Consider the following 14,565-nt stretch of genomic DNA (forward strand, 5'->3'; position numbering starts at 1 on the left):
TTGTTTGGTTTTCAAAGAACTGTTATTCCGTCGCGTCCGATCAGCGACAAGGAATATCTTATCAAGTTTTGCTTGCTAAGTCAACAACTTTTTTCAAACGTTTTTTCGAAGAAAATTATGTATCAAAAGCAGCAACGTTTATTACTATACCAGCGATTCTTAGAGTGGTCAACCTTTTTTAGAATAAAAAAACCAACTTATTTAAACAGCAGAAACCAACCGCTCCTGCAAGAACCCGTAATAAGGTTGAATTCCAATTGGTCCTAGGCTCCCAGGCCGTTTCCAACTCAGTTAAACTGTAGAAATTAAAGCGATGCCGACAAATGAATATCGATTGAACTTTCTTCCCAATTTCCTTCTTCCTTCTATTCTTATGTTCGACTCTCATTGAGCCGGTCTCCCTCAAACACCTCTAAAACAAAAAAGAACCTGGCAGACTTCTATCGCCCAGGTTCTTCGCTCTAATTTTTTGCAGCTTGTTTCAATAGTTCCATTTTGGTGGACCACACTTTTTTGCTCAGATCGACGAAATAGGTTTGCGGATTCAGCTTTCGCATGTGCTGTGGCCAGAACATTTTGATCTGGCTTTTATAATAAGATTTAATCTCTTGTACGGTTGGAAGTTCGTAAATCAGCTCTCCATCTTGGAAGACCGGCTTCAGGAGCTCCTCCGCTTGAAAACGATGGATGGTCTTATCTTTATAGGTCTCCACAGGATCAAACAGGTAGATATCTTTTTCGGGAAGCTTCTCTCCTACCATTGCAATGTAGTCTGCTTCCGCTTTTCCGGTATCTTCGTTCACAATCCGGTAGACGGTTTTAAAGCCCGGAGTTGTTACTTTTTCGACGTTTCCGGAGACTTTAATGGATGGAACGTATTCACCATTGTTTTCACGGGCAACCAATTTGTATACTCCGCCCAACGCCGGCTGATCGGCAGCTGTAATGAGCTGTGTGCCGACACCCCATGAGGTAATCATGGCTCCTTGTCCTTTTAATTCGGAGATGACATCTTCATCAAGATCATTTGAGGCAACGATCATAGTGTCGTTTAAGCCTGCTTCGTCCAGCATCTTTCTCGCCTGTATGGAGAGGTAGGCCAAGTCGCCGCTGTCGAGTCTTATTCCTTTTAAGGTTTTTCCTTTATCTTTTAATTCAAGACCGATTTTTATCGCGTTCGGTAGACCGCTTTTCATTGAATCGTATGTATCTACGAGAAGTGTGCTCTGATCCGGAAGGGCCTCGGCAAATTTTCTGAACGCATCCTCTTCACTCGCAAAGCTTTGGACCCAGGAATGGGCATGTGTCCCTTTTGTAGGAATGCCGAAGTATTTACCGGCAAGAAGATTGGATGTTGCATCAAATCCTGCGATATAAGCCGCTCTTGCTCCCCAGATTGCAGCGTCTGCTTCCTGCGCTCTGCGCGTTCCGAATTCCATGAGATAGTCTTCAGGCGCCACTTGCTTGACGCGGGCGGCTTTTGTTGCGATTAATGTCTGGTAGTTCATGAAATTCAAAAGAGCTGTTTCAATTAAATGGGCTTCGAAAATTCTGGCTTCCACCCTGATCAAAGGTTCTTTCGGAAAAATAATCGTTCCTTCTTTAACAGAAGCAAGATTGCCTGTGAACCTGAAATTCCTGAGTTCCTCCAGGAAACCTTCTTCATATTGCTCTTCCTGCTCTCTGAGGTAATTGATGTCTTCTTCTGAAAACTTCAGATTTTGCAGATAATATGCGATTCGTTCAAGCCCGGCAAATACAGCATAGCCATTGCCAAACGGGTTTTTGCGATAAAATGCTTCACACACGCATTTTTTGTTCTGTGTTCCGTTTTTCCAATGAGCATACATCATATTAATCTGGTACTTGTCCGTATGTAATGTTAGATCTTCATGCCGCATCATCATTCTTCACACCTTTCTCACCTTATTTTCCCTTAACTCACAATTCCTACTCTACTTCTTCTGCCCAAATAAAGAAAGCCCGGAGAAACGGTTTCTCTGGGCTTTTGATTAATATTCTATACCAGATTTGGTATGTGTTTTCTTGAATTCGGATGGGGCGGGATCAAAGTATTTCATCGTGAAGTTTCTGATGAACTCATTGTTCTGCAGATACCCTGAACCCCACGTCGGATCCATCGTCAGCCAGCGTCCATCCACTCTCGTCTCTATCCATGCATGATCCTGGCCTGCATACCCTGTAGCGATTCGTGCTTCCATCCCTCCTGCGCGTAAAAGCGCGATTCCGAGATAGGAAAAATCCTGGCAGACGCCTTTTTTCTCATGCAGTGTTTTGATCGCACTGTCATCGAAGGCGAATGACCGCTGATTCAGCTTTTGTACATCATAGCGGACATTCTTTGCTACATACTTATATACGGCCAGCGCCTTTTCTTTATCATTTGCCTTGCCTTTCATCAGTTTTTCAGAAAGACGCCCGATCTCAGGATCATCAGACTGAATGCCCCTTGACGGAAGACGATAGCGCCCATCATTCGGATTCGTGTTCTCTACATTGAAATGAGCCACTCCTGTAAAATGCTGAACATTCGTGTTACCCGATGTAATTTCTGGTGCGAAAACATTTACCTCATAGCTTCCCGGCCCAAAACGAAGATAAAACTTTCCGTTAAATTTGTAATTCTCTACAGGAATGGCATACATCGCTTCCAAACTTCCCTTTTTCGTCTGGACAAAGACAGTATCCGTATCCTTGGCATACTGGGCGTTAGGATTGATCCTACCCTTTACCTCATAATCAAGATCTGTTTTTCCCCCGCTTACTGTTGGGGATTCCAGTGTATAGCCGCGTTCGCTGTATTCTTTAGAAAATTCGATCGGCTGAGATGTATGGCCTGACGTGTTATCCACCTGCAGTTCAGCGGCCTGGTTGTAATAATTGGCCATGTTCTCTGCCGGCGTCATGATCTTAAGTGTATGAACCCCTTTTCCAAAATACAGCGGAAGACTGCTTTTGAACCTGCCGTTTTCAAGCGGAACCATGACCTTGGTCACCTGGGGTCCTTTTGACACTTCGATCATGAGGTCTTTCGCTTTTTTATCACCGATCGATCCGCTCAAATCAACCTTTCCATCCCTTTTCATATAGCCTTCTACTGTGGAATCCAATTTTAGGTCCTGCTTGTAAGCGTTTTGTGTATAGAGAACGTCTCTCTTCACTGCCGGATTGACATTGGTTACTTCCATTTCTGTAAGGTCGTAATAATAATCCTTGCTCTCATCACTCGGCAGGCTGACCTTCACCTTGTAGGTTCCTTTTCCGTCGAAGAGCTGGACTTTTTGCTTGTATTTGCCTCCCTTGATCGGAGACAGATATTTAAAATCGGGGCTGCCGCCTTTTTCACTATGCACCGTGATCAGTGCATAATTCGATTTTAAGTGTTTTGTATTTTTTATATTCCCTGAAACAATAAAGGCAGAGTTCACACTGAATTTTTTATACTTCGGGCTGGTAAGGGTTGCTCCAACCTTTCTGCTGTACCCGCTAAGCTGCACATGTTCCAAGTCTGTTTTCTCATTATTCTTCTCCGCCGCTGCCGAATACCGGTTCCCTGTTACGCCCTCATCCAGCTTTGGATCAGCTGTGTTTAACAGGCTGCAGCCCGGCACAGTTATCAGCAAAAACGGAAGAATTAAAATGAGGAGTATTTCCCTCATCGTGTTCACTCCTTAATTACGCTCTTATTTTGCGATATTTTTATTTTACGCCATTCAACCAGCTATCCAAAGCGTTTTTCCTTATCGGACTGCACAATTTAAAAAAAAGACAATCTTTCCTACTACTTTATCGCTGTAGTTCCTTGGATATGACACTATCATGATTGCCATCCGTTTCCAAAACTAATTCATGCCTTTACGTGAAACTCTCCAATGTACTATGACGTATACTTAGGAAAATACTATAATGGTTATATTAACCACTGATGAATTTGGGAGTGAGCATGATAGAAACACGGGATTATCTTACAAAAGAACTTACGATGGTTGAGAAGTGGGAAAAGGATCAAAAGGATCTCTGGTTATGGGAGAAACTCGGGCGTATTCCGTTCATGCTCCTGGATAAGATCACACCGAAATTTCTGCAGGATAAAATGCTGCAGATTGTGGACGAGATCGGCAGCTATGTTCACAACGGAGGCAAATATTTAGTCAGTGAGAAGTCGATTCTGAAAAAAATGAAAGAATACGAGGAACTGCAAGAAGATTTTACAGCTGCAGAGATCGGCAAGCTGCCTCTTGCGTCAATGGACAAGACAGCTTCTTATTTTAAAAGCTCCCGCACCAGGATGGCGACCGTCCAAGGCGCAACAACTGGTATCGGCGGGCTGTTCACACTTGGAATTGACATCCCTCTTGTCCTTGGTTTGTCACTGAAAACGCTGCAGGAAATTGCCATCTCCTATGGGTATGATCCTAACGAAAAAGAAGAGCGGATCTTCATCATTAAATGCCTGCAGTTCGCCTCTTCTGACTATGTAGGGAAACGTGCCATTCTTGAAGAACTCTCTATGACCGATGCGGAGCGTGACCGCCAGGCGATCTCTCAGCTGCAAGGCTGGCGTGAAGTGATCGCTGCTTACCGCGACAATTTCGGATGGAAGAAACTTTTTCAAATGGTGCCTGTTGCGGGAATTATCTTTGGGGCCTTCATCAATAAGTCCACCATAGAAGAGGTTGCGAAAACTGGAATGATGCTTTATCGGAAGCGGAGGATTTTAGAGCGTCTTCACCTGCTGGATGAGGAACCCTTAAATGAGTAAGGGGGAGTTTTTATCACTTATCCCCTGCCACCGCAGACATGAACGCAGCTTAAAAATAAAAGGAAAACCGATGGCACTTTGCGCAAGGTGCACCGCAATCTATGGTTCCTATCTGCTGCTTCCTTTTCTTTACTTTGTTCCGCAAGTACATAATCTTTTATTCGCTCTGCTTCTTCAGCTTCCGATGCTGATTGACGGCTTCACCCAAAAATGGAAATGGCGCGAGAGCAACAATACGTTAAGAGTTATTACAGGTTTATTGAGCGGCATCGGCCAGTGCATGATGATTTGGTATGCTGCAAATTTGTTGAAGCAGCTACTAAGCTGAAATTGATTAAGGGAGTGTTTTTATGTTTATTGCATTAATTATGACCATATTCACTACCATCATTGCAAGCTTCCAATTACTATTTTCCGGCCACGGCCTAGCTGGGGCCTCTCTGATCGGTTCTGGGACAGCAGTGAGTGCAGGAACAATGTACCTCTATCAAAAAAAGCATTCACAAAAGAAAAAGAAAAAGGAAGAAAACACATTTTGTGATGAAGTCTGTAATCAGATTGACTGCTGTTAATCTAAAATACATCAAGGGGCTGTTCAAGAAGTCTGTAAGCTGTNNCAAAAAGGGGCTGCCTGAAGGTCAATTTTCGACTTTCTGAACAGCCCCTTTGCTAAGTTGGCATATTTGGATTTTTAGTGTCATGAACATTAGATGAAGTTTCTTGCAGCCAAGCTTGTTTGCAGGATTCACTGACTTTCGGAATTACATATTTATTGATAATCGCTTCAATTTCATCATCGTCCAATAAGTTGTAAGTACACAAATAAGCTTTGCTCTTTAGAATGGACTTCTGATTCGTACGCAGTATAACATCCTTAAAGACCATTCCCGCAGGACGAGAACTGTGCCAGCCAACAGACATGCCCTGAATATCTGAAAACGGAATTTCTTTTCCTTTTCTCGTCACAAAGCCAGTGGGCTTAATTTGAAAGAGTATCTTATTCCCCCAAGCAATGGTCAATATTCTTAACAGAATTCCGCCAAAAAACAATAAGCCAACTGTTCCAATTAAAAAATTGAAAAAACCGCGGATTATACCCACATCCATTACAGAAGACATTAAGTAAAGTGAACCAGCAGTCAACAGCAATGAACCTACGACCATCCATTTAAGATTAAAACTGCTGTACGTCACCTGCACCCCGTTATCTGTTTCATTAACAAAATTCATAATTACCACCCGCTATTTTTTATTCACTTAGACAGAAAGAGAATTAAGACCTGCAATTTTCGATTCTGCCAAATCAGAAAGAATATTTCCTTCGCCACTTAATACTTCATATGTCTCCTCATTCTTTTTAATTACCCATGAAGAAACAGGATCACAAATAACAAACAATACATCTCCAATATCCGGTTCTCTGTTATCATCAAATCCTAAGACCAGCATACTGTTCATCTTTCCATGATTATAAGAAACGGCATTTGCAAAAATTGAAGCTTCATTATGGCTAGATAAAGTACATAAGTATGCCTCAAGATTTGAAGGTTCTTGTTCTGCTAATGTTAACATTTCCTCAAATTCCTCTTGTTTAAGTTCCAAAATTTTATCAGAGCCATTGCCCGTGTCCTTCAAGGAGAAATATTCTTTTAATTTAAGTAAAATTTCACCTTGGCTGAGCATTTCAAACACATGAACTTGGCCTTCATGTATAACGGAATGGCAAATGCATTTCCTTCCTGATAAGTGAATGGAAATTGAACCCTGCCCTCCATCAGCTTCAAATCTCGATAATTTCAAAGATAAAGGAGAATAATTTAACGATTTGATCAGGGAAGAACTTTCCTCAGTTAATTGAAATCTGTGATTGTGTTCATCATACATCAGCAGTTCTTTGGACAGTAAGGAACGGCAAGAGGTCTGAAGTACCAGCTCAAACTGTTCATCATTTAACTCTTCAAAATAGGTTTGTCTTAATCCTATTGCTTGTTCAAATAATCCTTCACTGTAAAAACTATAGATAAGTTCATCTATACTAAGCGACACTCTATTCATTCATCATCACCTCTTATTCATTTTCACTACCAGCCAAACGAAAGCTTACTCGAGAAAAACTTCTTCCCTCCGTCAATGAGAGAGGATGCCGTATCCTTCACCTTGTCTACACCCTTTTCCACTGCATCTATTCCTTTACCTACTGCTTCCACTCCACCTTTAACCGTCTCTATCGTAGCGTGAATAGGTTCTTTCGCAATCAGTGCCGCATCTTCAAAAAAGCCTGCTGTTTTGGCTGCTACTTTCTCACCGACCATACTGCCTATGGCTCCTCCGATACTTGCTCCGATTACTGTACCTACAGGACCTCCGATACTTCCTATGGCCCCTCCGACTACGCCGCCGGCCGCCGTGAATCCACCTTCCACAATCAATGTGTTGGCTGCTCTTCCGACGGCTTTTGCATTTTCTCTTTTTAAGACGGCTTCATTTCCGCCATACTTACGGTAATTGTCTACAACATCCATTCCAAGGCCCACAGAAGCCGACCCGGCGGAGATAACCAAACCAATGGCGGCATTCGTCTTTCCAAACTTGGATCCCGCTTTAAGCAAATCTCCCGTATGGTTTTTAAGTGTATTGAGCATGCCAGTGTTTTTGATGCTGGATTTAAAATCCATCATGCCATTCGTAAATTTCGTCACATCATCCGGAAAGAATTTGGAGTATTTTTTATAAAGCAGGCTTTCTAAAGGTTCGTTTTTGTATTTAAACATCCCTCGTTTATTGGCCCATGTTCGGGCAAACGCTCTAAACTTGGAGTCATCGACAGACTTCAAGAGCTGCTGGTAATAACCATTATGTCTTACTTCCCACTTCCCATTTACCTTCACATATTTCGATAGTCCAGAAAGCTGAAAAAACAGCCCATGTGAGGCAATCGTGCCGGCTGCTACAAAGCCTTGATAATCGTTATAAATGTTAAACAGCTTACTAAACAAACTATCTTCCTCTTCAAACTTCTCGGCCGTATTTCTTGAATAGATCTCCGCTTCAGATATCTCATCTTTCAATTGTCCCACCAGATACTTGGACTGGGCATGATGCATGAATGCCCCCTGCATGGCACTGAAATACTCAGGCGAATAGCGGGGGCCTTGAGACAGGGAATCTGCCACATCAGACATCTTTTTATCGAGGTCATTCATGATTTTTTCCAGATTCGTAATCTCTTTGACCATATCATCTGACATCTTATAGAGTTGGTCAGGCTGTATGGATATTTTCGTCATCTAGGGCCTCCTTTCTGAAGTTCCAGCAGTTTAAGCTGCTGCAGGCGCTCCTTTTCCAATAGATCATGCAGAATCTGTTCACAGCGCAAAGCGGCTTTGTTCAACTCGCTGCTTGTTTCCATAAATTCAGTGACTACCATGTTAAACGCCCTGGTCGCGTCCTGATATTTGCTGTTAAACTTTTCTTTTCGGTTTCCAGTCCACGTTCCCCCATTGAATTCCAGGGTTCCTTTTAGCCTGGATTCGCATTCTCTGACTAACCCCGCTGCCTGGCTATAGGCTTGAGCCATCGCACGGATTTTTCCAGAATCCACGTTTACTTCACCGCCATCCTTATTTTATTTCAAAATCAGCAGGCAACTGCGCTGCCTGCTGATTTGGTTTTATAATTGTTCAGATGTTCCTGTTGACTCGTCTTGTTTTGTTTCCGTTTGAGGCGCTTCGGTTTGTGGTGTTTCAGCTTTCGGCGCTTCTTTTTGAACCTCATTATCCTCGGCTTGTGGCTTCGTTTCTTCTTTTTGAGGCTCAGTGTGCTTCTGCTGCTTTTCTTGTGGAGCGTCGTCTCGTTTAACTGCCGGAGCTGAATTCTTTTTCAGTTCATTGATGGCGTCTCTCGCTTCATCACGCGTGCCTTTGCTGACATGCTTAGTCACAAGCAACGTTTTGTAGTATCTGACGGCTATTTTAAGATCATCTACATTACCATTAGCCTTCAAGTCATTGGCATGGTTTAGCAGGAGCTGGGCTTGGTATTGAAGTTCTGGATTAACTTTGTCAGACATCCATTCACTATCAGCAGCTTTATCAAGGTAATATACAGTTTTCTCACGGTCGCCATCTGCTTTTTCACGCATGCCTTTTTGGAAGTTATCAATGGCTTCCTGTCTTTCAATCGCCATAGCTGCTTCATTTTTCGGCATACCGGAAGCACTTGCAATCATTCGGTAGACTTTTAATAGATCATTATAGCGATCGTAATAATCTCCAGAAGTATGTTGGGCAAATAGAGCTCTTGCGGCGTCGCGGAGTGTATCCTCGTTTTGTCCTTTATTGTACATCTGGTTGGATTCACTCGCATAGAAGATTGCGTCATTGTAGTTTTTGCCTGATAGCAGGTCTGCCGCTTTTCTTGAATACGCAAAGGCTTTCTTTCGGTTGAAAGCCGTTGCTTTGTCGGCTTCATTCACTCTAGGCGTTGTGCTCAGCAATTCATAGACGCTTTCTTCTTTTTTCATATCTGCTAATTTATATTTTTCAGCAGAAGAAAGGAGTTGGCCGGCAATCTCGTTCAGTTTTCCTGTAGAAGCACTGTTTCCCCAGCTCTGAACAGATTCAGAAGCAAGGATGACTGCTTCATTTAAATCGTTAGAAGCCGCTTTAATCGCCTGGTGCATTAAGAAGTAAGCGTCTAAATGGGCTGCTGCCTTCTGATCGACATCATCAGAAACCCCTGTTTCTTCGGTCAGGATCTGATAGTTGTTGATGATCTCTTGTTTGTTTGCTGTATAAGCATCCTGTGCACTTGCAAGTTCGTCTGTTTCTTTTAATAGCGCCTCGCTGGCTTTATCTACAACCAGCTTAAAGCCGCCGAGCGGGAAGTCTGTACCGACATAATCCCCGCCCTGTTCAACAACTTGAGCGTATTTTTTCTTATCCAATAGTTGTTTAAGAGCCTCAAGTTCATGGCCTGCTGGCAGCGGTTCATACTGCCCTGGCTCTCTTGTTCCAGCTTCTGCTCTTTCCTGCTCTACTTTGCTTGCTACAATTCCAGCTTTTAAGTCTTTAGCGCTTTGGCTGTATGTCGGAGAGTACTGAGCGAGCATCTGGTATTTATTTAGAGCCGCTGCGATGTTGGTCGCTTGCTCCTGATGTGCAGCTTCCATTAATACTTTGTCTGCTTCGCTGTATTCGTTCGGATTCAAATCTTCTTTCGGATGCTGATCATTGTATTGTCCAATGTAATAGATAACTTGCTGTGCCTTTTCGGCATCAAGCGTTTGAGGCTGATCTCCATTACCATCACCAGGGTTTTCAGGATCAGCCGGCTTGCTGAGGTAAATAGCAATCTCCTGCTCTGCAAACTTAGAATAAAGATCGGCTCTGATTTCGTCCTGAAGTTTTTTCAGATCTTTATTTTCAAAACCAAGTGATGTGATCATCTGAAGGTTGGACAAGCTGTCAGACGTCATTATTTGCTCTTGATATGCTTTTGTTTTTGCATCTGCTGCAGCTTCCACAACCATCTTGATCAAGTCATCATATTTTTCACTGTCGGGTTTAATTTCTTTTTGCCCGTAGTACATGACATTGTAAAAATCATCGTTGCCGCTGTAGCTGTCTAAACGCTCGTATAAAGATTCCGGAACGACAAGCGCTACATCCGGGAACTGGCTGCCAGGGTCTTCTCCGCCCGGATCACCAGGGTTGTCTGGATCCCCTGGATTTCCTGGATCAGTACCTCCACCAGGGTTATCTGTTCCCGGGTCTGTTCCCGGGTCTGTTCCTGGATCTGTACCTGGGTCCGTGCCTGGATCTGTGCCTGGATCTGTGCCTGGATCATCCGTTCCAGGATCAATGACCGGTGGAAGAGTTCCATCATCAACCGGCGGGGTGATTACTGGATCGGTTGGAATTGCAGGCGGTATAGGTGTTTCAATGACCACTTTATCCGAGTCTACAATTAATTGAGCAATTGGATTTTTAGGATCAGATGCGTCTACGAGATACACTGGATTCTCGGTGTCGTCACTGAGTACAAAGCCATCACTGTTATTGCTGTTAGGAGACAGATCTTCGCCTTTACTATCTGGTTTGTTGTTCCGGTCATCTTTGACTTGGTTATCGTCTGTGTTTAGACGGATATCTTTACTTGCCTTGCTTGTATTACCTGGTTTTTTAGCTAATTCTGAACTTGCTGTCTCAGAAGTTTGGTTCGCTTGCCAATAATACGTTCCTGTACCGGCAAGTGCCACAAGCAATGCCGCAGATGATGTCAGCATTACCTTTTTGGCTTTGGGGCTGAAAAAACTTTCATTTTCCTTTTCTGCCATGGTTGTCCCTCCTAAATCAAAACCTTTTTCACTTTCATTTCTTTAATACGTTCTTTTGCAAGATTCACATCAGTGGGGTCTTCATTGATCTGGATGACCTTTTTAAGCAGCGGTAAAGCCTTCTTGTAATTTTTTTCTTTAATCTGGAACATTCCATAAACGAAGTAGGCATGTCCGTAGACCGGGTTCTGCTTAATCACTTTTTTATACGTCGCTTCAGCTTTTGCCTTATCTCCAACTTTTTCATATAAAATCCCTGTATTCAGTATCGTGTTTCTCTCTTGAATTCCTAAATCAGTTACTTGATTGTAAGCATTTAATGCTTCTTTATATAAATTTTGGCTTTTCGCCTTTTGCTTTTTATCTTCAGCAAACAATCCATATTCATAGTAAAGCTGGCCGGTCAGATTTAAATAATCGATATTCGTGTAATCTTCACGCAGCAGACTGTTCGCTAACGATATGGCGTTCTCGTAAGTTTTGGTCTTTGTTGAGTCGTCGGTTTGATTGGTTTTATTGTTGTTGATATACGCCTCAATCAGTTTCTTTATATATTTTTTATTGGCTGGGTCAAGATCAACCGACTCCTCAAACGAATCAACAGCTTCCGTACCCTTACCTTGCCTCTTGTAAAGGTCCCCTTTTAAGTAGGCGACAAAGGCTTTCGATTTGTTATCCTTGCCTTGCAGCTGCTCTACCAGTGTATTGGCCTTTTTTAACTGGTTGATGGAAGCATAGCTGATGACAAGATCCCTGATTGCGTCCTGATGATACTTATTCTTTTTGTCTTTGTAGGCCGCTTCATAATAAGGAATGGCCTCATTGTAATTCGTCTCTATAAAATAAGCCCGGCCCATTAGATAATTAGCTTCTGTATTTTTGGGTGAAAGCTCTTTTTTTAATTTCAAATCACTGAGGTACTGAATGGCCTGCTGATTTTGTCCCTGGCTGATATAAATCGTCGCCATCTTCGTATAAAGATCCTCGGTTGGCTTCTCATCGATCGCTTTTTGGATGTACTGCTCGGCCTCGCTGTACCTTCTCTGTGAAAAAGCTTCGGTTCCTTGCTTTATGTAATCGTGCCACTTTTTCTCTTGAGAAGCCTGGTACATATAATAAAGTCCGATTCCGAGGCAAACGGCTGTTACCGTCCCCGCCATCCATTTCCAATTATTGAAAAAGAACTGCTGAACATTGAATTTCGGGCGCTCCGCCTTTCGCGTCTCAAGCGGTTCGGCAAGGGCTGCGGCTGTCGCCTTTTCTTGTTCTTCCGCGATCTGCTTCAGCTTTTCTGCTGTTGATTGCTGTTCCGCTTCCGCCCTGATCTGATTTTGAAGCTCCTCGATTATGATGGACAGCTCTTCTTTGGTTGTAAAATCCACCGAAGGAAGCAGGCTACATCGGGTATAAAAGATAAGTGCGGTATTCCAATCCTGGAGCTTTTCAAAATGCTGGGCAGCTTCGAGATAATGTGCGGGAATCAGCTCAGGAAGACCGTTTTCTTCGTCCTCATTCAGCAGCATCTGCAGCTCTTCCACAACAGCCTTCTGTTCCGGAAACTGATTCATGATGAATTGATACTCACTGTGCGCGGCTCTTTTGTTGCCAAGCCCTTCGAAAGCAGCGGCAATCTGAAGCAGTGTATCAAGACTCATCGTCCCAAGCGGAACAGATGGTTTCTTTGAGGCCATATACTTCTCATGGCTGATGATGACAAAGTTCCTGACATGTTCAGGAAAAAGTTCAAACCACTCAGAAAACGTCGGGCAGTCTTCAAGGCTGTTGCTTTTCCATGCTTGTTTAAACAGCTTGGCCGCTTGTTCACCAAGTGTTTCCTGAAGAGCATCAAGCAATTTTTTGTACCGTTCCGTTTCCTTCTGCATCTCATCGGTATCAAAATAACTGAAGTCATCCGCCTTAAGACTGCAAACTTCTTCCTGATGCCAGGACGCCATTTCTGCCAGGAGCACAGCTCCTGCAAAACGGTCCGCATCCTTTGACCAGAACCCGTCTTTTACATAGTTTGCTGCATAGCCTGGTGACCCGCCCGGCAGCGCTTTCGGTTCGCTCAGTTCCGGTGCGTAAAGCTCTTCAATATCGATCAGTTCAATGGCGGCAAAGATAGGCCTTGCATTCTCTTGCAGAAATGGAAGGATGACATTGCTCGAAGATAGATCACAGTGGGCGATGCCCGCTTCTTCCAGCTCTTTCAGAAGGAATGCCAGCATACAGGAGATGCGGAGACAGGTTTCTTTTGAAAGTGTCTGCTCTTCCATCAAGATGTCCGCCCATGTAGGACCATCGATCCATGGCATGATCAGGGAATACTCCAGATCATCATACTGCCCTATGAGTCTCGCATGCTCACCTTCCTCAATGACAGAGCGCAGACAGGCAGACAGCCCATAAAACGAAGAATAGTTCTTCAACTGTTCGGAAAGATTGACCTGATTTTTGTTCTTGAACCTTTCCCTGAATACCTTCAGTGCGGCTTTATTTCCCGTGTTGTCCTCTTTAATCTGATAGACAGTCCCCTGCCGTCCCTCCTGCCCGTAAGGAATATCTATCCCCTGTACGGCAGGGTGCTTAGGAAACGTATATCTCCTTTTAAACAGGCGTATGCTTTCTCTGACTTCTGGCTGAAAACTCATAATGCTAAAACCCCTATCCATGCAACCATTAGGCTATATAATTGCCAATATAATACATTCTCTTTTTTCGACAATATTAAACCATAAATCTAGTACTTTATGTAATATTTTACAAAAACGTTTACAAAAATATACAATACTTTCTTAACTTACTAGCTGGTTCTGCACAATGCATCTATTGTAAATCCTAACAAAAGAAAAAAAACAAAAGCTGTAATTAGCATAGCAAACCTTGCAAGCAAGCCGTTCCACTTATACACAAAAGCCGCAATAAACAATGATCGTAAAAACATTCTCGACAGAGCTTTCAAACAATCGTTTAATTCCTGAGAAACTGAAGATAAAGAGTACGTTATATACCAAATTGGAATCACCCAAAACAAAAGACCAGCCAAAGGAATTGACTAGTCTTTCTTGTTTGCTTGAAATCAATAGATTCCTTATTGTGCGTCGACTGTGCGGAAACGAGTTGCGATTTGACGAAGCTCTTGGTCGATGTTGTCAAGTAACTGCACATAAGCCTCCATGTGGCGGCGGGATTGTTCGAATTGGTCGAAGAAGCGTTTTTTCGTTGCTCCATCCCATTTACCTTCAAGTGATTGAAGTGCTTGGTAAAGCTGTTGTGTTTGAGTGCGGCTGTTTTCAGATCCAGTTCTAAATTTCGATGCAATTCCTTCTAGTTCTTCTGGTGTTACGAGAATTCTTACTGACATTCATTTCATCTCCCTTTTTTTCCATTATGAGGCAAATATACAATACATTTACCCAGTTAGATACATCTTAAATCCATTTTC

13 protein-coding genes are annotated in these 14,565 nt (G+C 43.0%); 4 read left to right on the top strand and 9 right to left on the bottom strand.

The window, feature by feature from the left end:
• A partial coding sequence (locus tag P4361_RS21185; protein ID WP_328090874.1) for a hypothetical protein occupies positions 1–182 on the top strand: 182 nt, incomplete at its 5' end.
• Between the two features lie 279 nt (positions 183–461).
• Here P4361_RS21185 and P4361_RS21190 read toward each other — a convergent pair.
• Both P4361_RS21190 and P4361_RS21195 read right to left on the bottom strand, forming a co-directional pair.
• Entirely contained in the window at positions 462–1,901 is a 1,440-nt protein-coding gene (locus P4361_RS21190; RefSeq protein WP_328090903.1) for a nicotinate phosphoribosyltransferase, read from the bottom strand.
• 111 nt (positions 1,902–2,012) lie between these two features.
• Positions 2,013–3,680 carry a transglutaminase-like domain-containing protein gene (locus tag P4361_RS21195; RefSeq protein WP_328090876.1) on the bottom strand — a complete coding sequence of 556 codons (1,668 nt, stop codon included), beginning with the start codon at positions 3,678–3,680 and terminating at the stop codon, positions 2,013–2,015.
• 284 nt (positions 3,681–3,964) lie between these two features.
• Between P4361_RS21195 and P4361_RS21200 the strand changes: the two genes are divergently transcribed.
• From P4361_RS21200 to P4361_RS21210, 3 genes are read left to right on the top strand one after another with little or no spacing between them, the layout of a single operon-like run.
• Positions 3,965–4,783 carry an EcsC family protein gene (locus P4361_RS21200; RefSeq protein WP_328090877.1) on the top strand — a complete coding sequence of 273 codons (819 nt, stop codon included), beginning with the start codon at positions 3,965–3,967 and terminating at the stop codon, positions 4,781–4,783.
• Positions 4,776–5,111, top strand: a complete 336-nt coding sequence (locus P4361_RS21205; RefSeq protein WP_328090878.1) for a DUF2085 domain-containing protein — start codon at positions 4,776–4,778, stop codon at positions 5,109–5,111. Before P4361_RS21200 ends, P4361_RS21205 begins: the two co-directional genes overlap by 8 nt.
• 22 nt (positions 5,112–5,133) lie before the next feature.
• Entirely contained in the window at positions 5,134–5,355 is a 222-nt protein-coding gene (locus tag P4361_RS21210; RefSeq protein WP_256227723.1) for a hypothetical protein, read from the top strand.
• 97 nt (positions 5,356–5,452) lie between these two features.
• Here the strand turns inward: P4361_RS21210 and P4361_RS21215 are convergent, their stop codons facing one another.
• The 7 genes from P4361_RS21215 to P4361_RS21245 form a co-directional block, all read right to left on the bottom strand.
• Complete coding sequence (locus P4361_RS21215) at positions 5,453–6,013, bottom strand: DUF5381 family protein (protein ID WP_248251190.1); 561 nt, start codon at positions 6,011–6,013, stop codon at positions 5,453–5,455.
• Between the two features lie 27 nt (positions 6,014–6,040).
• Positions 6,041–6,838, bottom strand: a complete 798-nt coding sequence (locus P4361_RS21220) for a hypothetical protein (protein ID WP_328090879.1) — start codon at positions 6,836–6,838, stop codon at positions 6,041–6,043.
• 26 nt (positions 6,839–6,864) lie between these two features.
• Positions 6,865–8,070, bottom strand: coding sequence for a hypothetical protein (locus P4361_RS21225; protein ID WP_328090881.1), 1,206 nt, complete (start codon positions 8,068–8,070; stop codon positions 6,865–6,867).
• Positions 8,067–8,384: a WXG100 family type VII secretion target gene (locus P4361_RS21230; RefSeq protein WP_328090883.1), complete on the bottom strand. Its 318-nt coding sequence runs from the start codon at positions 8,382–8,384 to the stop codon at positions 8,067–8,069. Before P4361_RS21230 ends, P4361_RS21225 begins: the two co-directional genes overlap by 4 nt.
• 69 nt (positions 8,385–8,453) lie before the next feature.
• Complete coding sequence (locus tag P4361_RS21235; protein ID WP_328090884.1) at positions 8,454–11,120, bottom strand: hypothetical protein; 2,667 nt, start codon at positions 11,118–11,120, stop codon at positions 8,454–8,456.
• Between the two features lie 11 nt (positions 11,121–11,131).
• Positions 11,132–13,771: a tetratricopeptide repeat protein gene (locus P4361_RS21240; RefSeq protein ID WP_328090885.1), complete on the bottom strand. Its 2,640-nt coding sequence runs from the start codon at positions 13,769–13,771 to the stop codon at positions 11,132–11,134.
• Positions 13,772–14,211: 440 nt separating this feature from the next.
• On the bottom strand, positions 14,212–14,484 hold the full coding sequence (locus tag P4361_RS21245; RefSeq protein ID WP_053356030.1) for a WXG100 family type VII secretion target: 273 nt from the start codon (positions 14,482–14,484) through the stop codon (positions 14,212–14,214).
• Positions 14,485–14,565 lie beyond the last annotated feature (81 nt).

The sequence above is a fragment of the Fictibacillus sp. B-59209 genome, from assembly GCF_036216745.1.
GTDB classification, from domain to species: domain Bacteria; phylum Bacillota; class Bacilli; order Bacillales; family Fictibacillaceae; genus Fictibacillus_C; species Fictibacillus_C marinisediminis.

Bases quoted from the DNA above. Each gene is read 5' to 3' on its own strand.
- P4361_RS21215 (WP_248251190.1), bottom strand. From the start codon at position 6,013: ATGAATTTTGTTAATGAAACAGATAACGGGGTGCAGGTGACGTACAGC.
- P4361_RS21245 (WP_053356030.1), bottom strand. From the start codon at position 14,484: ATGTCAGTAAGAATTCTCGTAACACCAGAAGAACTAGAAGGAATTGCA.
- P4361_RS21220 (WP_328090879.1), bottom strand. From the start codon at position 6,838: ATGAATAGAGTGTCGCTTAGTATAGATGAACTTATCTATAGTTTTTAC.
- P4361_RS21225 (WP_328090881.1), bottom strand. From the start codon at position 8,070: ATGACGAAAATATCCATACAGCCTGACCAACTCTATAAGATGTCAGAT.
- P4361_RS21210 (WP_256227723.1), top strand. From the start codon at position 5,134: ATGTTTATTGCATTAATTATGACCATATTCACTACCATCATTGCAAGC.
- P4361_RS21240 (WP_328090885.1), bottom strand. From the start codon at position 13,771: ATGAGTTTTCAGCCAGAAGTCAGAGAAAGCATACGCCTGTTTAAAAGG.
- P4361_RS21235 (WP_328090884.1), bottom strand. From the start codon at position 11,120: ATGGCAGAAAAGGAAAATGAAAGTTTTTTCAGCCCCAAAGCCAAAAAG.
- P4361_RS21195 (WP_328090876.1), bottom strand. From the start codon at position 3,680: ATGAGGGAAATACTCCTCATTTTAATTCTTCCGTTTTTGCTGATAACT.
- P4361_RS21205 (WP_328090878.1), top strand. From the start codon at position 4,776: ATGAGTAAGGGGGAGTTTTTATCACTTATCCCCTGCCACCGCAGACAT.
- P4361_RS21200 (WP_328090877.1), top strand. From the start codon at position 3,965: ATGATAGAAACACGGGATTATCTTACAAAAGAACTTACGATGGTTGAG.
- P4361_RS21190 (WP_328090903.1), bottom strand. From the start codon at position 1,901: ATGCGGCATGAAGATCTAACATTACATACGGACAAGTACCAGATTAAT.